General features: G+C 44.4%; 21 protein-coding genes. All 21 read left to right on the top strand.

All coding sequences use genetic code 11. The features are described 5' to 3' along the window. Nucleotides 1-4: 4 nt before the first annotated feature. The 21 genes from AC623_RS14050 to AC623_RS13950 all read left to right on the top strand — a co-directional run bounded on the left by AC623_RS14050 (nt 5) and on the right by AC623_RS13950 (nt 18,266). Nucleotides 5-1,666: a GspE/PulE family protein gene (locus AC623_RS14050; RefSeq protein ID WP_049663466.1), complete on the top strand. Its 1,662-nt coding sequence runs from the start codon at nt 5-7 to the stop codon at nt 1,664-1,666. Between the two features lie 6 nt (nt 1,667-1,672). Continuing rightward, on the top strand, nt 1,673-2,722 hold the full coding sequence (locus AC623_RS14045) for a type IV pilus twitching motility protein PilT (protein ID WP_049663465.1): 1,050 nt from the start codon (nt 1,673-1,675) through the stop codon (nt 2,720-2,722). Further along, nucleotides 2,715-3,926 carry a type II secretion system F family protein gene (locus tag AC623_RS14040; RefSeq protein ID WP_049663463.1) on the top strand — a complete coding sequence of 404 codons (1,212 nt, stop codon included), beginning with the start codon at nt 2,715-2,717 and terminating at the stop codon, nt 3,924-3,926. Before AC623_RS14045 ends, AC623_RS14040 begins: the two co-directional genes overlap by 8 nt. Before the next feature lie 97 nt (nt 3,927-4,023). Then, the gene (locus tag AC623_RS14035) at nt 4,024-4,500 is read left to right on the top strand and encodes a prepilin-type N-terminal cleavage/methylation domain-containing protein (protein WP_053104149.1); all 477 of its coding nucleotides are present in this window, start codon (nt 4,024-4,026) and stop codon (nt 4,498-4,500) included. Nucleotides 4,501-4,514: 14 nt separating this feature from the next. Further along, the gene (locus AC623_RS14030) at nt 4,515-5,264 is read left to right on the top strand and encodes a prepilin peptidase (protein WP_049663461.1); all 750 of its coding nucleotides are present in this window, start codon (nt 4,515-4,517) and stop codon (nt 5,262-5,264) included. Nucleotides 5,265-5,283: 19 nt separating this feature from the next. Continuing rightward, nucleotides 5,284-6,237, top strand: a complete 954-nt coding sequence (pilM, locus tag AC623_RS14025) for a type IV pilus biogenesis protein PilM (protein WP_049663459.1) — start codon at nt 5,284-5,286, stop codon at nt 6,235-6,237. A gap of 3 nt (nt 6,238-6,240) precedes the next feature. Further along, the gene (locus AC623_RS14020; RefSeq protein WP_049663458.1) at nt 6,241-6,864 is read left to right on the top strand and encodes a hypothetical protein; all 624 of its coding nucleotides are present in this window, start codon (nt 6,241-6,243) and stop codon (nt 6,862-6,864) included. Nucleotides 6,865-6,869: 5 nt separating this feature from the next. Continuing rightward, a complete protein-coding gene (locus tag AC623_RS14015; RefSeq protein WP_156187047.1) occupies nt 6,870-7,640 on the top strand; it encodes a hypothetical protein in 771 nt (256 codons plus the stop codon). Then, nucleotides 7,621-7,902, top strand: coding sequence for a prepilin-type N-terminal cleavage/methylation domain-containing protein (locus AC623_RS14010; protein ID WP_053104146.1), 282 nt, complete (start codon nt 7,621-7,623; stop codon nt 7,900-7,902). Before AC623_RS14015 ends, AC623_RS14010 begins: the two co-directional genes overlap by 20 nt. Next, nucleotides 7,899-8,090 carry a hypothetical protein gene (locus tag AC623_RS14005; protein ID WP_049663454.1) on the top strand — a complete coding sequence of 64 codons (192 nt, stop codon included), beginning with the start codon at nt 7,899-7,901 and terminating at the stop codon, nt 8,088-8,090. The genes AC623_RS14010 and AC623_RS14005 overlap by 4 nt, the downstream gene beginning before the upstream one ends. Nucleotides 8,091-8,199: 109 nt before the next feature. Next, the gene (locus tag AC623_RS14000) at nt 8,200-9,150 is read left to right on the top strand and encodes a hypothetical protein (RefSeq protein WP_049663453.1); all 951 of its coding nucleotides are present in this window, start codon (nt 8,200-8,202) and stop codon (nt 9,148-9,150) included. Nucleotides 9,151-9,488: 338 nt separating this feature from the next. Beyond that, nucleotides 9,489-10,076 (top strand): Maf family protein, encoded by a 588-nt coding sequence (locus AC623_RS13995; RefSeq protein WP_049663451.1) that lies wholly within the window; start codon nt 9,489-9,491, stop codon nt 10,074-10,076. 22 nt (nt 10,077-10,098) lie between these two features. Continuing rightward, the gene (radC, locus tag AC623_RS13990) at nt 10,099-10,788 is read left to right on the top strand and encodes a RadC family protein (RefSeq protein ID WP_049663449.1); all 690 of its coding nucleotides are present in this window, start codon (nt 10,099-10,101) and stop codon (nt 10,786-10,788) included. A 132-nt stretch (nt 10,789-10,920) separates the two neighbouring features. Further along, nucleotides 10,921-11,937, top strand: coding sequence for a rod shape-determining protein (locus AC623_RS13985; RefSeq protein ID WP_049663447.1), 1,017 nt, complete (start codon nt 10,921-10,923; stop codon nt 11,935-11,937). A gap of 207 nt (nt 11,938-12,144) precedes the next feature. After that, nucleotides 12,145-13,038, top strand: a complete 894-nt coding sequence (gene mreC, locus AC623_RS13980) for a rod shape-determining protein MreC (RefSeq protein ID WP_049663445.1) — start codon at nt 12,145-12,147, stop codon at nt 13,036-13,038. After that, nucleotides 13,035-13,550 carry a rod shape-determining protein MreD gene (gene mreD / locus AC623_RS13975; RefSeq protein WP_049663443.1) on the top strand — a complete coding sequence of 172 codons (516 nt, stop codon included), beginning with the start codon at nt 13,035-13,037 and terminating at the stop codon, nt 13,548-13,550. Before mreC ends, mreD begins: the two co-directional genes overlap by 4 nt. A 76-nt stretch (nt 13,551-13,626) precedes the next feature. Beyond that, nucleotides 13,627-14,313 carry a septum site-determining protein MinC gene (gene minC, locus AC623_RS13970; protein WP_049663442.1) on the top strand — a complete coding sequence of 229 codons (687 nt, stop codon included), beginning with the start codon at nt 13,627-13,629 and terminating at the stop codon, nt 14,311-14,313. Continuing rightward, on the top strand, nt 14,306-15,115 hold the full coding sequence (gene minD / locus AC623_RS13965; protein ID WP_049663440.1) for a septum site-determining protein MinD: 810 nt from the start codon (nt 14,306-14,308) through the stop codon (nt 15,113-15,115). The genes minC and minD overlap by 8 nt, the downstream gene beginning before the upstream one ends. 133 nt (nt 15,116-15,248) lie before the next feature. Next, nucleotides 15,249-15,908, top strand: coding sequence for a M23 family metallopeptidase (locus AC623_RS13960; protein WP_049663439.1), 660 nt, complete (start codon nt 15,249-15,251; stop codon nt 15,906-15,908). Further along, on the top strand, nt 15,901-16,758 hold the full coding sequence (locus tag AC623_RS13955) for a M50 family metallopeptidase (RefSeq protein ID WP_082174428.1): 858 nt from the start codon (nt 15,901-15,903) through the stop codon (nt 16,756-16,758). The genes AC623_RS13960 and AC623_RS13955 overlap by 8 nt, the downstream gene beginning before the upstream one ends. Before the next feature lie 53 nt (nt 16,759-16,811). After that, nucleotides 16,812-18,266: an Rne/Rng family ribonuclease gene (locus tag AC623_RS13950; RefSeq protein ID WP_049663437.1), complete on the top strand. Its 1,455-nt coding sequence runs from the start codon at nt 16,812-16,814 to the stop codon at nt 18,264-18,266. The last annotated feature ends 40 nt before the right edge of the window (nt 18,267-18,306 follow it).

The raw sequence follows: 18,306 nt of genomic DNA, 5'->3' as shown, positions 1-18,306 counted from the left end.
GATTATGCGTCAGCAGCGTAAGCGTTTAGGAGATTTATTAGTCGAAGCTGGTTTGCTAACAGAGGAACAATTACAAACCGCTCTTGCTGAAAAAACGGAAGGCCAAAAGCTTGGCGATGCTCTTTTGCAGCGGGGGTATATTACTGAACAGCAGCTAATCGAGGTACTAGAGTTCCAGCTTGGTATTCCGCACGTCAGCTTATATCGTTACCCGCTAGATACAAAGCTTTTAAGTTTGATTCCGAAAGAAACAGCGAAACGTCAATTGATGATTCCTTTGAAAAAGGAAGAAAACCGTCTATTCGTCGCTATGGCCGATCCGATGGACTATTACTCTATTGAAGATTTACGGCTTTCTACTGGCTTTCATATTGAAACCGCCATTGCCACAAAAGACGATATTATTAGGGCCATTAAAAAATATTATGATGTAGACGATAGCTTTGATGAGTTAACTATTCCGTCGCCACAAGAAGAGCTGCCGGGAGACCCGGCTTTTGTAGAAGAGGATTCGCCGATTGTCCGGCTCGTAAACCAGCTGCTTTCCAATGCGGTATCAGAGAAGGCAAGTGACATTCATATCGATCCGCAAGAAACAAAGGTAATCGTCCGGTTCCGGGTAGACGGTATGCTGCAGATTGAGCGTCAGCTGCCAAAGCATTTGCAGAGCATGCTGATTGCCCGTATTAAAATTATGGCGAGCCTCGATATTACAGAGCATCGGGTGCCGCAGGACGGACGAATTAAAACAAATGTTGATTTTCGCCCCATTGATTTGCGTGTTTCCACATTGCCAACGATTTATGGTGAAAAGGTCGTGATGCGGATCCTCGATTTAAGCAGCTCGCTAAATGACTTGAACCAGCTTGGCTTTAACAGTGTAAATTTACAACGGTTTAAGAAAATGATCGAAAGCCCAAACGGCATTGTTCTTATTACGGGACCGACTGGATCAGGTAAATCCTCGACCTTGTACGCTGCCTTGAACAAGCTTAACCAGGAAGAGGTTAATATCATTACAGTAGAAGACCCGGTAGAGTACCAGCTTGAAGGCGTTAATCAAATACAAGTGAATCCTAATGTTGGCTTAACCTTTGCGGCAGGGTTGCGCTCGATTTTGCGGCAAGACCCTAACATTATTATGGTCGGGGAAATCCGTGATAAAGAAACAGCTGAAGTCGCCATCCGTGCTTCGCTAACGGGACACTTGGTTCTTAGTACCTTGCATACGAACGATTCGCTGACGAGCATTACCCGTTTGATCGACATGGGAGTTGAGCCTTTTCTTGTCGCCTCTTCTGTGAGCGGCATCGTAGCCCAGCGGCTTATCAGGAAAGTATGCCGTGACTGTGCGGAAGAGAAGGAAGTCTCCCTGAGAGAGAAAGAAATTTTTGCCCAACGCGGGCTGCGAATTGAAAAGGTAACGAGAGGGCGCGGCTGCTCTTCCTGTAATATGACAGGATACAAAGGGCGGTTAGCTATCCATGAAGTGCTGACGATGACGGAAGAGATTAGAAAAGTAATCTTGAACAATGAGCCTTTTTCAAAAATGAGAGAGATAGCGCGCAAGCAAAAAACGATTTTTTTAATCGATGATGGCTTGTTGAAGGTCAAGCAAGGAATAACAACAACAGAAGAAGTACTGCGCGCTGCCTTAATGGAGTAGTGAAAGATGAAAGAAAAACTCGATTTTTTATTGCGATCCGCTTTTGAATTAAAAGCTTCAGACATTCATTTGACCGTTGGCTCTCCGCCAGTGTTTAGAATTCATGGCGATTTGAAGCGTTACGGAAAAGAGAAGCTCACTCCACATGATACCGAAGAAATGGCAAGGGCGTTGATTCCTGATCATCTTTGGGAAGAATTCAAAGACCAGGGGGAACTTGATTTTTCGTATGGGATTCCACGAGTGTCAAGATTTCGCGTTAATACATTTCATCAGCGATCCTGTGTGTCACTGGCCCTCCGTGTTGTACCAGCGCATATTCCAACGCTTGAAGAGTTGCAGCTTCCTTCTATCCTGAAGGACATTTCTCAAAAACCACATGGTCTTGTTCTTGTAACTGGGCCGACAGGAAGCGGAAAATCCACAACGTTGGCCAGCATGATTGATTATTTAAATAAACAGGCGCGTAAGCACGTCATCACCCTAGAAGATCCAATTGAATATTTGCATAAGCATGGCACATGTATTATTGACCAGCGGGAAGTCGGCTATGATACACGTAATTTTGCCAAAGGCTTGCGTGCCTCTTTGCGTCAAGATCCGGATGTCATTCTCGTTGGGGAAATGCGTGATTTGGAAACGATTCAGACCGCCATTACTGCAGCGGAAACCGGACATTTAGTGTTTGCGACGCTTCATACGTCCAGTGCACCAGCGACGATTGAACGGATCATTGATGTTTTTCCGGCTGAGCAGCAGCCGCAAGTCCGCATTCAGCTGGCGACCGTCCTGATGGCAGTTATCTCCCAGCGGTTGTTTCCGACAGCCGATAAGCAGGGAAGAAAAGCAGCTCTAGAAATTATGATCAATAATTCAGCCGTGGCGAACTTAATCCGTTCAGAAAAAGTTCATCAGCTTATCAATGTAATGCAGACATCTAAAGCACAAGGAATGCAGGTTATGGCCGATCAAATTAGGGAACTAGTAGAACAGGGACAAATTGCCAGAGAATCAGCCCTGCCTTACATGAAAGAAAGGGATCAGCAAAATGGCTAGATTTAAATACGCGGGCCGGGATCGGAAAGGCAAAAAATCCGGTGTGATCACAGCTAATACCAAAAAGGAAGCAGCAGCGAAGCTTGCCAAAAGCGGCATCCGAGTCATTGAGTTAGAAGAACAGCCAGAAACATTGCTGACGAAGGACATTACGATCGGCAACCCTGTGAAACTTGAGCAAATGGTGGTGTTTCTGAAACAATTTTCTACGCTGCTGCATGCTGGGGTGACCGTTGTCGATGCGATCGTTATATTGGCCCAACAAACCGAAAGTAAAGGACTGAAAAAGGCACTGGCTGTTGTGGAAACCGAGCTGCGGGAAGGGCGACCGCTTTCAGAAGCGTTCGCGAAACAAAAAAAAGTTTTCGAGCCGCTGTTTGTTAATATGGTGCGCGCTGGCGAAGCGACGGGAAGCTTGGATGAGACCTTGGAGGAAATGGCCGATCATTATGAGCAGCAATACCGCACGCGGCAGAAAGTCATCTCGGCGCTTGCTTATCCAATCGTCGTAGGTTTGCTTGCGGTGGGGGTTGTTATCTTTCTTCTTGTCTCTGTTGTGCCCACGTTTGTAACGATGTTTAACGACTTGGGCGGCGAGCTGCCGGCGATTACGAAATTTGTTATCGGCGCCAGTGACTGGATGCAGGCGTATTGGTATGTTATTGCAGCGCTTGCATTGCTTGTCGCGATCGCGGTTTGGGCGATTCGACAGCGCAAAGAAACGAGATACTATCTGGATTACTTTTTGCTGCGAATGCCGATTTTCGGAAACCTGCTGCAAAAGGCGGCTCTTGCTCGCATGACCCGCACGTTAAGCTCTTTATTCTCGAACTCCGTACCGATTTTGCAGGCGCTTGACATCGTTGCGAATGTCGTAGAAAACGAGATTATTGCCAAAGTCATTCACGAATCAAAGGAATCATTAGAGCGGGGCGGTTCAATGACAGAACCAATGAAGCGGCACTGGGCCTTTCCTCCTTTGATTCATCACATGATTGCCATCGGGGAAGAAACCGGCGCGCTCGATTCCATGCTCGCCAAAGTCGCCGATTTCTATGAAAGGGAAGTTGAAGCGGTAACAGACCGGCTGAAAGCCCTCATCGAACCGCTCATGATCGTAGCCCTTGCTGCTATTGTCGGCACTATTGTTACCTCTATCCTTGTGCCTATGTTCGAAATATTCAATACAGTTCAACAGCAATAGATGTTGGAAAACATACACAAATTCTAATTGATTTCGAAGTGGAGAGAGCATAAGATAGCAATATGATAAACTAGTAAAAAAGAAGGAGGAATATAGAGTGATAGCAACGATTAAACAAAGATTGAAAGATCAAAAAGGATTAACGTTAATTGAACTTTTAGCTGTTGTTGTTATTTTAGCGATTATTTCAGCGATTGCGATTCCGGCGATTGGCGGATTGATTGATAATACAAAGAAGGATGCTCATGTGGCGAATGCCCAGCAGATGATTAGCTCGGCGAAGACTTGGGTGGCTGGGAATGCGAATGAGGCAATTGATGCCACGAATGGCCAGAAATTAACATTACAAAAGATGATGGACGATGGTTTAATAGATCCGATTGATGACCCAGATAAGGGTACTTATGATGCTACTGCATCTTATGTCTTAATCAAAAAGAGTGGTAAGACTTATTCTTATGAAGTTAAACTAACTAATGGAACTAGAGGAATTTGGGTGGACGAACCAAAAAAACTTAAGCGTGCGAACGTTACAGAACCGGTTAGCAGAGTTGCAACAGCTGCAACGACATAAGGTTGAATAAAATAATGATGATTGGATTTCTAGTATTCCTCTACGGTCTCCTATTCGGCTCCTTCTTTAACGTAGTCGGCTTGAGGGTCCCAGCAGGGCAGTCGATTGTGCGGCCGCGCAGTGCTTGCCCAAAGTGCAGCCACACGTTGACGGCAAGAGAATTGATTCCAGTTTTATCTTATATGATGCAAGGAGGGAAATGCGGTGTCTGCCGGACGAGCATTTCGCCTCTTTATCCTGTAACAGAGCTGGCGACGGCGCTGTTATTTTTGTATGCGTACCTTTCTCTCGGACTGACACCGGCGTTTTTGATCGCGGTGTTGTTGATTTCGATGTTTGTCATCATTACGGTGTCCGATTTAGCGTACATGCTCATACCAGATAAGATTCTGCTGTTTTTTGCTGCTCTGTTCATCGTGGGACGGCTGTTTTGGCCGTTGTCTCCATGGTGGGATTCGTTGCTTGGGGCTGCTGTTGGCTTTTTCTTGCTCTTGTTGATTGCGATAGTGTCAAAGGGCGGAATGGGAGGCGGAGATATTAAGTTGTTTGCTGTCATTGGATTTGTGATCGGAACGAAAGCAGTATTGCTGACGTTTTTTCTTTCGTGTGCACTTGGCGCATTTATTGGTTTGTTTCTTTTATTTTTTGGTATAGTGAAAAGAGGAAAACCGATGCCGTTTGGTCCGTTTATCGCGGTGGCGGCCATTGGTGTCTACTTTTACGGTGATCGTATGATTGCGTGGTATTTTTCTTTTTTTAACTAATGATTAAGGGGACTTCAGCATGGCTTTTACATTGTTTAGAAAAAAGGACCGCTCCGTTAATTTTATCGTAACAGACTATATAGTTCGCTTTGTTGAATTGCGCCAAACGGACCCGATTGTCGTCGAATGCTGCGGAGAACGGGAATTGCCGGAAGGAATCGTGCGCAACGGTGAAATAATCGACTATAAATCATTGAAACTAATTTTGGAAGATGTCTTGGTAGAATGGGGAATTAAAAAGCGGGATGTGCGGTTTGCGGTACCGGATCATTATATTGCCATTCGCGAAGAGCAGCTGCGTGAAGACCTGGAAGAGGATGAAATCAAAGGCTATTTGTTTTTGCAAATTGGCTCGACGATCCACCTTCCTTTTGAAGAGCCAGTGTTTGATGCTGTTGTGACCGGTGAAACGAATGGCCGAAAAAACGTACTGCTCGTAGCGGCCCCGGAAGAAGAAGTTCGAAAGTTTTGTGAATTGTTTGAAGAGGTGAAGCTGCGACTAAAGGCCGCCGATATTACTCCGTTGAGTCTTTACCGCTTTTTCTACTATCAGGGGCTGACAGAAGAAAGTCGGCATGAGCTTGTTCTTCATGTACGGAGAAATTTAATGACGATTTCTATTTTTTATCAGCATCAGCCGAAGTTTATTAAGCCGGTTTCGCTAGAAGATGCTCAATCTCTCACTTTGCTTGAATTAGGAGAGGAAGAAGTATCCGGATTAATGGATGCTTTAAAAGAAGTGGCGAATGTCGTGAACTTCTATGAAAATTCCATTTGCAAAGGACAGGCACAGATCGGAAAAGTATTTGTCAATGGAGATCACCCCCGCCTTGCTTTTGTAGAGACCTATATAAGAGAAACGCTCGGCCTATCCGTTGCGGAACAAGAGGGGATAGAGGTTATAGATAAAGATGGTGAACCTTTGTCGCGTGCCTACTACGCAGCTGTGGGCTTAGGCTTGAAAGAGGTGTAGCTGATGCTCGTTGATATTAACTTACTGCCAGAAAAAGAGAAAAAGCGCAGTTCCATTTTCATTCCGGTATTTTTGCTTTTGCTTCTAATCATAGCGGGCGCTGGCGCCTTTTTATGGGTACAAGCGAAGAAAAACGAATTAGAATCGCTAGACTCTAAGCTGAAAACGACGGTTCAATTGCGGGAAACGCTCGAAATGAGTCAAAATGAGCCAAAAGGAGACGAGGAAGACGTCAAAAAATTGAATGATGCGATTGTGTGGGCAGAAGGCAAAAAGCTGAAAACTGTTCCGGTTCTGAAGCACTTAATCGCTCTTCTGCCAGAGCGCGGCTTTTTTCTTGAATACTCCTATACAACGAATGAAACGATAAAGCTAGGAATTCAATTCGACACGAGCAGACAGGCGGCTTATTACTTGAGTGAGTTAAAAGCATCAGAGTGGGTGGCCGACGCAAAGATCATTGCGGTGACAACGTCTGTAGATGAAAAAGAAAAAGATGCGAAGGAATTGTTGAAAATTGCAGATGCCTTGCCCCGTTACGGAGTAGAGTATGAGGTTACGCTCGATAAAGCTTTTATTCTAGAAAAACAGCAAAGTGAAGAACGAGAAAAGCAGGGGGAGAAGTGATAAATATGTTTCAAAACAGACGCCGTATCCTTATTCCTCTGTTCCTTCTTTTGCTGGCTGCTGTGTGTGTTTATATTTATTACGCTTTTTACCAGCCGCTCACGTTAGAGCTGCAATCCAAGAAGCGGGAATTACAATCGGAAGAAAAATTGATTGAAGCGTTGGAATCCCAAATGGGAGAGACACCTTCTAAACTGATTATAGCGACCAACAACCTTCAGCAAAGGTTGCCTGTCAAACCGATGACCGATCAATTGCTTCTCGATTTTGAAAAGATCGAACTGCTTTCCAACAGTACCATTACCGAGATGAACTTCACAGATGGGGAAGTGGAAGAAGAAGCCAATCTGCTGGAGGATGCTAAAAAAGAAGAAACGGACACGACGAACAACAGTCAAGCTGATGAGCAGACAACCGATCAGGAAAAAAAGAAAGAGCAAGGTGAGGCTGATACAACAGCCGTTCCAGAAGTACTGCCGGCGGGAATAGAGAAAATCTCAGCGCAGCTTACTGTCGAATCGGACAGTTATGCGGAGATGGAAACATTTTTAGCGGAATTGGAACAGCAAATTCGTATTCTGAATATTGAGCAGCTTATATTCGACGGACCAGAAGAATCAGAAAAGCTAGAAGGAACCGATGAGCCTCTCGTCTATGATGTGACCGTTGCGGCTTACTATATGCCAGAGCTGCTTAGCTTAATGCAGGATGTGCCGAAAGTGGATACACCGAATCCAGCAAAGAAGGAAGATCCGTTTGTTAAAATTAATGACTAGCGGACAGAAAGGCTTTCCTATAGAAGATGAAAAAGGATATACCTTAATAGAGCTTTTGGCAGTAGTGGTGATCCTTGCTATTATTGCAGCCATCGCTGTCCTTAGCATGAGCCGGCTGATTGAACAATCAAAGGAGAAAGCCTTTGTGGCAAATGCGCATGCATTAAAATCAGCCGCTGACCTTTTCATCAAAGATAAAACAGCGCGGGAAGAACCAGTTGCTTCAAAAATTACTTACCTTTTTTATATAACGAGGGGATGATCGAAGCATTTTTCGATCCGTTTACCCAGACGCAGCTAGACCCCTCAACGGACTCTTTCGCTCTAACAGATGGAAAGCGGGTGACGGGCGTTTGTTTAAAAGGCCATGAAAAAAAGCTATGCGGAGAAGGCGCCGACACAGGCTTGGCATCCGCCGATTTAGTAGAAGAAAATATTAAGAACAAATAAGAATGTTGGCGAAACTTTTCCAGAACAGGACGACAAAAGTCTTGTTCTTTTTTTTATCCGCTATGTTAGCATGAAGGCAACTTCAATGGAGGCGGAAGGATGATCGCGAATGATGGACAAGGATAACCCAAAGAAACGACAAGAGCTCTTTTTAACGATCGGTGGAAAGAAGAAAACAAAAGTGGTCACGCAGGAGTGGAAAAAAGGGGAAACAGAGAGTGCTGCTGCGATTGAACCGAAGAAAAACGAAGACGAATTCCAATGGCTGCTTCCTGAAGAGACGGAACGAAAGGAAGACGTCCTTACACAGTATGTGCCGGTACAAAAAGCAGCAGCGAAACGGGCGACAGGAAGGATCTTTATTGTTGTCATCAGCGCTGTGCTTGTGGGAGTCTTGCTCGGTTATTCATTGGTGAAAATTGTAACGCAACAAAAGGAAGGAGCCGCACCGCCAGCCATATTAAAAGAAGAAAAAGCCAAACAGGAAAGAGAGGTTGCGGCACCCGTTGCTCCGGCAGCGCCAAAAACTGAAAAAACAGCTCTCTTGCCGCTGGAAATGGCTGTCGTCCAAGGGGGAGTTTTTTCAACGAAAGAGGCAGCGGACTCAGTAAAACAACAAGTGAAAGACTTAGGGCTTCCTGCTGAATCCGTGCGGCAAAATGGCCAGTATTTTGTCTTATTGGCCGCTGCTTCTACTGTCGAAACGGCGAAGGCTGTGGGCGGTCTCTATCAAACAGCTGGAGCAGATACGTATGCAAAACAGGTATCGATCTCTCCGGCTCAAGGCTTGTCGGAGGAAGCTGGTGAAATGGCGGTGTTATTCTCGATTGCAGCAGAGGAAAGCGGTAAAACGGCCGCTGGTCTCAGCGCGGATAAAAGCAAGCTGGAGGAGGCTGAAAAAAAGTTAGAAACAGTGAAAGTGCCGTCAAGTGACGAAGCGTCCGCTAAGCTGAAACAACTGCTGACAGAAGCGTTAACTGAAGCCAAAAGCGATCAGCCGCAGGCCGCCAAAGCTGCGCAGGAGAAGCTTCTGGCTTTTTTAGCTGTTTATAGTGAATAAGAATAAGGATGCGTCATGCATCCTTCAGGCCGTTGATAAACGTACTCTTTCTTCGTTGCTCACCTGGCTGTGGCGCTTATGACCTTGATGGTCACTTCGTTCCTCGCCAGGTTTCGCGTCTAGAAAGACAAACGCTTTTAATCAGCCCGATAAATATATAAAATAGACTTTGTCTCGATCTCTAAGGGTGTACAGTGCATCCTTTTTATTTTGTGGAAATGTTGGTTTTGAGTGGAAATAAGTGTTCTTTTCTCACAGCAGAAAAATTTGTAGTGTTTTGGCACTTTTGATATGATAGCGGTGTATCTCCCTTACTCTTGAAAGATAGGTGAATGGATTTGACACAATTAATTTTAGCTTCTGGTTCCCCACGACGTAAAGAACTCCTCGAACAAATCGGCTTGGCTTTTACAGTGAAAGTAAGCCATGCAGATGAAACTATCCCCTCTGGAATAACCCCAGAAGAAGCGGTTATGCACTTAGCTTCCGTGAAAGCTGCGGCTGTAGCGAAGAACAATGAAGATCACTTTGTTATCGGTGCAGATACCGTTGTCGTCCTCGATGGAGAAATTTTAGGTAAGCCAAGCGATCGCCAAGAGGCAAAAGAAATGCTTCAGCGTCTTTCTGGCCGCACGCACGCCGTCTGCACAGGAGTGGCCGTGAGGCATAAAGGAAGCGAGTGCAGCTTTTATGAAAAAACGAACGTCACTTTCTGGAAGCTCACGGAAGAAGAGATAAATGGTTACCTCGATACAGGAGAACCGTTTGATAAAGCTGGTGCATACGGCATTCAAGGAGCAGGAGCCATCTTCGTCAAAAAAATTGATGGCGACTATTTCTCCGTTGTTGGCCTGCCGATTTCTTCTTTGTACAGACAGCTAAAGCAAATGGGTTGGCAAGGCACGGCTTTCTTTTTCCCTTCCTGAAAAGAATGAAAAGGAGAAAAAGATGACCAAAGAAACGTTTATGATCCGTGATGTTCCGGTGGAAGATCGACCGCGGGAACGATTGATTGCCAACGGGGCAGCAAGTCTGTCCAACCACGAACTCCTCGCTATTATTTTGCGAACGGGCACGAAAGCGGAGTCCGTTCTGCAAATCGCTAATCGTCTCTTGCAAACATTTGAAGGCCTTCGTTTGTTAAAAGAAGCCTCTCTCGAAGAAATCACTTCTATTAAAGGCATCGGTGAAGCAAAAGCTGTTCAAATTATGTCGGCCCTTGAGCTGGGAAGGCGTATTAGTCAATTAAAGTTTGAGGATCGTTATGTGATCCGGTCACCGGAAGATGGGGCTAATTATGTGATGGAAGAAATGAGATTCCTAACACAGGAGCATTTTGTTTGTCTCTATTTGAACACCAAAAATCAAGTGCTGCACAAGCAAACCTTGTTTATCGGCAGTTTAAATGCTTCGATCGTGCATCCGCGGGAAGTGTTCAAGGAAGCTTTTCGCCGATCCGCTGCCTCGATCATTTGTATCCATAATCACCCGTCAGGAGACCCGGGACCGAGCAGGGAAGACATTGATGTGACAAAGCGGCTAGCCGAGTGCGGCAAAATCCTTGGTATTGAATTACTCGATCACTTAATAATAGGAGAAAAGAAATTCGTCAGTCTAAAAGAAAAAGGCTATTTATAACGCTAGGATTTTTTTTTTCATTCGGTTATAATATAAGTTATGATTTTTCCTAGTTGTTTTTGTCGAAAAATAAAAGAATAATGTCAAATCAATCATGATAAAAGTAATGGACCGAGAAAGGGAGATACTTGTATGTTTGGAATTGGAAGCCGAGATCTTGGAATAGACTTAGGAACGGCTAATACGCTCGTTTATGCAAAAGGAAAAGGTGTCGTTGTTCGTGAGCCGTCTGTTGTGGCTCTGCAGACAGATACAAAACAAATTGTGGCAGTCGGAAACGATGCTAAGAAAATGATCGGCCGTACACCGGGGAATGTAGTAGCCACGCGCCCGATGAAAGACGGAGTAATCGCTGATTATGAAACGACTGCTACGATGATTAAATACTATTTAAAACAAGCGACGAATAACGGGAAAGGCTTTTTTGCAAGCAAGCCATATGTCATGGTTTGTGTACCATCTGGTATTACAGCTGTTGAAGAACGGGCCGTCATTGATGCGACTCGTCAAGCGGGCGCTCGTGATGCTTATACGATTGAAGAGCCGTTTGCAGCTGCTATTGGCGCTAACCTTCCTGTTTGGGAACCGACAGGAAGCATGGTCGTTGATATTGGCGGCGGTACGACAGAAGTAGCGATTATTTCACTTGGCGGTATTGTAACAAGTCAGTCGCTTCGCACAGCAGGGGATGAAATGGATGATGCGATTGTCGCTTACATCCGTAAACAGTATAATTTATTAATTGGTGACAGAACGTCTGAAACAATTAAAATGGAAATTGGCTCAGCTGGTGATTTTGAGCAGCTGCCAAGCATGGAAATTCGTGGCCGCGACCTATTAACAGGATTGCCAAAAACAATCGAAATCACTGGGGAAGAAATCGCTGACGCTTTAAAAGATACGGTAACGGCGATCGTGGATACGGTCAAAAGTACATTAGAACAAACTCCGCCAGAATTAGCAGCAGATATTATGGATCGCGGAATTGTTTTGACAGGCGGCGGCGCGCTTCTTCGCAATCTCGATAAAGTGATCAGCAAAGAAACAAATATGCCTGTGATTATCGCGGAAAATCCGCTTGATTGTGTAGCCATCGGGACAGGAATGGCCCTCGATCATATCGACCTATTCAAAAACAAAAATAAATAAGCAAAGTGGACCCTATGGGTCATGAGCGCGTCAGGTAATAAGGAAAGTGAATATTTCTTATGGCCTGACGGCTCGGCTTTCTCCGACAGTATAGCGGCTTAAGAAAAGAGAGCCGCCCTGAAACAAGCGCTTTCGCTTTGAATCTATCCGGCAGCAGCGGACAGCTGCCGGATTCTAACTTAATGCAAAAAAACAGAGGTGGAGTATATGCCACAATTTTTTACAAATAAGCGTCTGATTATTTTACTTGGAAGCATTATTGTTCTTGTCGCTTTGATTGGTTTTTCTCTTCGTGATCGAGAGAATTTATCCTGGCCGGAGCAATTCGTCAAAGACATTGTCGGTTTAGGGCAAGCAGCGGTGTCTAAACCTGCTAACGGCTTTGCAGGTTTTTTTGATGAAGTGAAAGACTTGCGGAATACATATGAGGAGAATAAAGAGCTCAAAGCAAGAATTGAAAAGACCGCCCAGCTGGAAAGTGATGTGGCCCGTCTTAAGAAAGACAATGAGGAACTTCGAAAAGTAATTGATAAAAAGAAGAGTTTAGCAGATTACGAGCCGGTACAGGCCACCGTGATCGCTCGCAATCCAGACCGTTGGTATGATGTTCTTACGATTGATCAAGGAGAAGCAAGCGGCATTCAGCCTGATATGGCCGTTATTACCGCTGAAGGGTTGATCGGAAAAGTGAAAAATACATCAAAATTTACGTCTACTGTTCAATTGCTGAGTGCATACGATTCGAGAAACCGTGTATCCGCGGTCATTCAAGGAAAAAGTAACGTCTATGGCGTCATTGAAGGCTATAATCAAGAGGAGAAAGCCTTGCTCATGACGAAAGTTCCTTACGATTCTAAAGTAAAGAAGGGCATGTTAGTTGCCACGTCCGGTAAAGGCGGAGTTTTCCCGGAAGGCTTAATTATTGGTAAGATTAAGAAGATGGTTCCGGATGAATTTGGTTTAACACAAACGGCCCTTATTACACCGGCAGCATCCTTTAATGACCTTGAGCATGTAATGGTTACAAAACGCAGCATGACGACTGTTTTTCCAGAAAAAGCAGAGCGTAAACAGGTTCTTGTCGAGGAGGGGAACTTGTGAAGCGGCTTTATCTTCCTCTCCTTATGACCGTTCTCTTTTTTAGCGACAGTGTCTTTACAACGGTATTTCCAGAAATGGCTTTTGACGGAAAATACTTCATCATTCCACGCTTTTTTACCGTTGGTTTATTACTTATGGCCATTTTTTTTGATCGCAATACAGCGATTAAATATGGCTTTCTATTTGGCTTTCTTTTTGATATCTTTTATACCGGAGTGCTTGGGGCTTACATGTTCTTCTTGCCATTAACTGTATATATCGTATCAAAGCTTGTGAAAGTCTTACAAAATAATTTATTCATTTTGACCTTTATTGTCTTATTTGGGATCTTTTTGCTGGAGTTAATTTTGTTCCAGTTAAACGTAATTATTAAGAGGACAGAAATGGATTTAACACAGTTTATGTCGCTTCGCTTAGGGCCGACATTGCTTTTAAATCTGATCTTCTATCTTCTTCTAGCGCTCCCGTTAAAAAGTGCTTTTGAGAAGCTTCAGCGCATTTATAATGACTAGGTTCATAATGATAGAAAAAGAGGAATCGGAAGAGGGTTTGTCGAATTAATTGGACGACAGAGGTGAATTTCGTGCTATGAAGACAAAACAGAACGTTGTCATTAAAGGGACAAAAGACGGACTTACATTGCATTTGAATGATAAGTGCGCATACGACGAGCTGCTGCAGGAACTGAAAGAGAAAATGGATGCTGTTAACGGCCAAGAGCACGGTTCGATCCTCACAGTTACTGTTCAGGCGGGAAATCGTTATTTGCTGGATGAAGATATAGAAGAGATAAAAAAAATAATTAATCAGCGCGAGCATCTTGCTGTAGAGGCCATCAAGTCCAATGTTATGACGATGGAAGAAGCGATCCGCTGGAAAGAGGAAAGCGAGATTGTTTCATATACAGGAAGAATCCGCTCTGGACAGGTTCTTGAAGTCCCCGGCGATTTGCTGCTGATCGGTGACGTCAATCCTGGAGGAACAGTAAAAGCCGGAAGAAATATTTTTATTCTAGGGGCTTTGAAAGGGATGGCGCATGCCGGCTGTTACGGAGACGAAACAGCTGTGATTGCTGCTGGCCGGATGATGCCGTCCCAACTTAGAATCAGTCATTATTTTAACCGCGCACCTGATCGTTATGAGGAAGAAGATTATTATGAGACAGAGTGTGCTTACATAGATGATTCTAACCAGATTGTGGTTGACCGCTTGCAGGTGCTTAAGCATCTGAGACCGGGGATTTCTACGTTTAAAGGGGGAAAGCACAGTGGGTGAGGCTATAGTTATTACATCTGGAAAAGGCGGGGTCGGCAAAACCACCACTACAGCCAATTTAGGTACCGCACTTGCGTTGCAAGAGAAAAAAGTTTGTTTAGTTGATACAGATATTGGGCTAAGAAACTTAGATGTGGTAATGGGACTAGAAAACCGAATTATTTATGATTTGGTAGATGTCGTAGAAGGACGCTGTAAAATCCATCAGGCGCTCGTGAAAGACAAGCGTTTTAACGACTTACTATACTTGCTGCCGGCGGCTCAGACAACAGATAAATCAGCCGTCCGTCCTGAGCAGCTCAAAAAATTAATGGAAGAATTAAAACAAGAATTTGATTACATTTTAATAGATTGCCCGGCTGGAATTGAGCAAGGATACAAAAATGCCGTGGCTGGAGCGAATAAGGCGATTGTCGTAACCACTCCTGAAAAGTCAGCCGTCCGTGATGCTGATAGAGTGATCGGGCTGCTGGAAAAAGAAGAAGGCATGGAACCGCCAAAGTTAATCATTAACCGCATACGCAGTCATATGATGCAGCAAGGCGATATGTTAGACGTAGATGAAGTAGCGGCACACTTATCGATTGAATTACTCGGCATTGTGATTGATGATGATGAAGTTATTAAATCTTCTCATAACGGTGAGCCCGTTGCCCATAATCCAAACAATCGGGCTTCAATTGCTTATCGTAATATTGCTAGAAGAATCCTGGGAGAGTCTGTTCCCCTTCAACAGTTAGATGATATCAAGGAAGGGTTTTTCACTCGGATTAAGAAATTTTTCGGTGTCCGTTCAAAATAAGAATAGAGTTCAAGCAAGCTGCCTAAAAGTGAATAAGCTAGGGCAGCTTTTTTTGTTGTCTGAATTCTTTCTTCTTAATCAGGCTTGTCACTCATATAGTGTACAAACCTGTGTAGAAAAGGAGGAAAGACACGTGAAAGAAGAGAAAGAACTGTTTCCGCTGGTAGAAGAAAAAGAAGAACTGCATCCCTTGTTCAGCTGGGAACGCTTTTTATTTAAGTGGCTGGCTGGTGCAGCGTTAGTATTATCGACAGCCATCTTGTTTCAGCATCCCTCGCCGATTTTGGATGATGGGCGAGAGTGGATGGAGAAGACAATGGAAAAGGAATTTCCTTTTTCAAAAGCAGCTGAGTGGTATGAGAACGCACTTGGAGAGCCGCTGCCTTTCACAATAGATGGCTGGAAGGAGAAAGAAGACAGTCCAAGTCAACCAGCTGAGATTGCCCTGCCAGCAGCCGGGCGTATTGTAGAGGACTTTCAAACGAATGGACAAGGAATCCTCGTGGAGACTGGACCGGCAGAAGAAGTAAAGGCGATCAAAGGAGGGACCGTGATCTTCGTGGGGGAAAAGGAGGGACTAGGGAAAACGGTTATTTTGCAACACTCCGATAATAGTGAGTCGTGGTATGGCCATTTGTCTGATTCCTCAGTACAACAGTATCAACGAGTAAAAGCGGGTAGTACGCTCGCAAAGGCAGAAGCGGGAGAGGATGCAGCAGGCGGGCAGTTTTATTTGGCCATCAAACGGGATAACGTGTTTATTGACCCAAACGAGGTGGTTCCGTTTGAGTAAATGGGCAAAAAATATACATGTTCATCCTCTCTTGTGGGGAGTGGCGGGTGTTTGTATATTGACGGGAACTTTTTTGCATCTTTTGCTTGCTTTTAGTGTGATTGTGATTCATGAATTAGGACATGTGGCTGCTGCTCACGCACTTGGCTGGCGCATTAAAAAGGTAATGCTTCTTCCTTTTGGAGGAGTGGCAGAAGTGGACGAGTATGGAAACCGGCCTTTGCGCGAGGAACTAATTGTCGTGCTCGCTGGGCCGCTGCAGCATTTGTGGCTGTTTGCGGCGGCATGGCTGGTGCATCAAGGAGGAATATTGCCTGACAACATATATGAAGTATTCTGGCAAATAAACGCAGCCATATTGCTGTTCAATTTGCTTCCTGTTTATCCGCTTGATGGCGGCAAGCTGCTCATGCTCCTTTTTTCTACAGTCCGCCCATTTTTATCTGCTTTTCGCCTCGTCATTATCTGCTCGGCATGCCTGTTATTCTGTCTGCAACTGCTTGCTTTTCTCTTCTTTCCTTTTCACTTGCAAGTATGGGCATTGTTCTTTTATTTAGCCTGGACACTGTGGCAGTCCTGGAAAGAAAAACGATATGCTTTTATACGTTTTCTACTAGAACGCCATTACGGCAATAAAGGGTCAGCTGGCTTTTTAAAACCTTTAACGGCACCGGCAGGCGAACCGGTCATGAATGTATTGGAACGATTTCAGCGTAATGCCAAGCACATTATTTATGTGACAGAAGGGGGAGAAAAACAAGGCAGGCTTGATGAAAATGAACTGTTGTATGCTTATTTTTCAGAAAAAAGAACAGATTCCCTCCTAAAAGATCTGCTGCCTATCGATTGACGGGAGCGTCTCACAGCAGTAAAGTGAAACCAAAAGAGGAAAGCGGGTTTTATATGAATACGTTAATTGTCAGCCTAAAAGGCAGGGAAAAAAGATTAGCCGTCATGAAAAACGGACAGGCCGATCAAATTCATATCTTTCAGCCGTCACACCTCTCCCGTGTCGGCTTTATTTATTATGGAATTGTTTCTAAGGTAGAAAAAGGGATGAACGCTTGCTTTGTAAATATTGGATTGGAACAAAATGCTTATTTACACAGAAATGATCTGCCCAATCATCAAAATAAACCGATTAGTGAACTGATTCACCAGGGCCAGAAGATCATTGTCCAAGTGATAAAAGATGGGACAGAAACGAAAGCACCACGGCTAACAGCCATTATTGAATGGTCGAGTGAGCTGCTTGTTTATTTGCCTGCAGGCCGTTACATTGCCTTGTCAAAAAAGGTAGCAAATGAAAAGAAGCGCAGTGAATGGACAAAATGGATAGAACAGCAGAAACGAGAAGAAGAAGGATTGATTCTTCGCACCGCTGCATTTCATTCCTCAAAAGAGGTACTGCTTACAGAATGGAACCGGCTCCGTCTTCAGCATGAAAAGCTAGAAAAAGAAGCGGAAAAAACAAAAGCTCCTGCTTTATTAATGGAAAGGCAGCAGCTAAAAGAAGAATTGTTTGCTCGGATGAATGAGCTAGAGCAGGGAGAGTTCATTTGTGACGAGCTGGATTTTCTATCGAGCGTGAAAGAAGACCCGCGTTTTGAGGAAAATAAGTGGACCACTCTTTTTCATTCATCTGAGGAGGAGGTATTTTCTGCCTTTCACTTACCGAATGCAGCGGAGCTTTCTTTAAAACGGATTACTTGGATGCCGAGCGGCGGGTTTATCGTTATTGACCGAACAGAGGCGATGACCGTCATTGATGTGAATACAGGGAAATTTACCGGCAAAAGCAGCCAGCAGCAAACGGTGCTTTTAACGAATAAAGAGGCGGCGATAGAAAGTGCTCGTCAGCTGCGACTGCGTGATATTAGCGGTATTATTCTCATTGATTTTATTGATATGATAAAAGAAGAAGACCGCCGTGAGATTGAACATATACTCGTCGAAGAAGCAAAGAAAGACCCGAAGCAAATCTCTATCCGCGGGTTCACCTCTCTTGGACTCATGCAAATTACTCGAAAAAAAACGAAGCCTTCTCTCGTAGAAACGCTGACTGTCCCTTGCCGAGTATGCCGAGGAACTGGACGGATGATCAGTCCAGAAACAGCTGCTTTTCAGCTTGAAAGAAAGCTATTTGAACTAATGCGAGATGAAGAAGAAGCGGTACTTGTAGAAGTGACACCGGACGTTATGACGGCTTTTGCTGGTGAAAAACATGAGTATCATGAAAAGCTAGAGAAACTGCTTCATAAAAAGATTATTTACAGCGTGGTTCATTCAGAGACACCTGTAGGAAACGTCATTCGAACAGGCGATTTTAGAGAGTTGTCACTAAAAGGAAGTTCCTGAAAAGAAGTTGACATAAGAGCATGAAAATGATAAGATTCTA

Origin of the sequence: Bacillus sp. FJAT-27231 (assembly GCF_001183975.1) — a bacterium.
GTDB classification, from domain to species: Bacteria; Bacillota; Bacilli; order Bacillales; family Domibacillaceae; genus Pseudobacillus; species Pseudobacillus wudalianchiensis.
The sequence above is the reverse complement of the archived record's forward strand: the minus strand, read 5'-3'. Positions and strand labels throughout refer to the sequence as shown.

Bases quoted from the DNA above. Each gene is read 5' to 3' on its own strand.
- AC623_RS14050 (WP_049663466.1), top strand. From the start codon at position 5: ATGCGTCAGCAGCGTAAGCGTTTAGGAGATTTATTAGTCGAAGCTGGT.
- AC623_RS14045 (WP_049663465.1), top strand. From the start codon at position 1,673: ATGAAAGAAAAACTCGATTTTTTATTGCGATCCGCTTTTGAATTAAAA.
- AC623_RS14040 (WP_049663463.1), top strand. From the start codon at position 2,715: ATGGCTAGATTTAAATACGCGGGCCGGGATCGGAAAGGCAAAAAATCC.
- AC623_RS14030 (WP_049663461.1), top strand. From the start codon at position 4,515: ATGATGATTGGATTTCTAGTATTCCTCTACGGTCTCCTATTCGGCTCC.
- pilM (WP_049663459.1), top strand. From the start codon at position 5,284: ATGGCTTTTACATTGTTTAGAAAAAAGGACCGCTCCGTTAATTTTATC.
- AC623_RS14020 (WP_049663458.1), top strand. From the start codon at position 6,241: ATGCTCGTTGATATTAACTTACTGCCAGAAAAAGAGAAAAAGCGCAGT.
- AC623_RS14015 (WP_156187047.1), top strand. From the start codon at position 6,870: ATGTTTCAAAACAGACGCCGTATCCTTATTCCTCTGTTCCTTCTTTTG.
- AC623_RS14005 (WP_049663454.1), top strand. From the start codon at position 7,899: ATGATCGAAGCATTTTTCGATCCGTTTACCCAGACGCAGCTAGACCCC.
- AC623_RS14000 (WP_049663453.1), top strand. From the start codon at position 8,200: ATGATGGACAAGGATAACCCAAAGAAACGACAAGAGCTCTTTTTAACG.
- radC (WP_049663449.1), top strand. From the start codon at position 10,099: ATGACCAAAGAAACGTTTATGATCCGTGATGTTCCGGTGGAAGATCGA.
- AC623_RS13985 (WP_049663447.1), top strand. From the start codon at position 10,921: ATGTTTGGAATTGGAAGCCGAGATCTTGGAATAGACTTAGGAACGGCT.
- mreC (WP_049663445.1), top strand. From the start codon at position 12,145: ATGCCACAATTTTTTACAAATAAGCGTCTGATTATTTTACTTGGAAGC.
- minC (WP_049663442.1), top strand. From the start codon at position 13,627: ATGAAGACAAAACAGAACGTTGTCATTAAAGGGACAAAAGACGGACTT.
- AC623_RS13950 (WP_049663437.1), top strand. From the start codon at position 16,812: ATGAATACGTTAATTGTCAGCCTAAAAGGCAGGGAAAAAAGATTAGCC.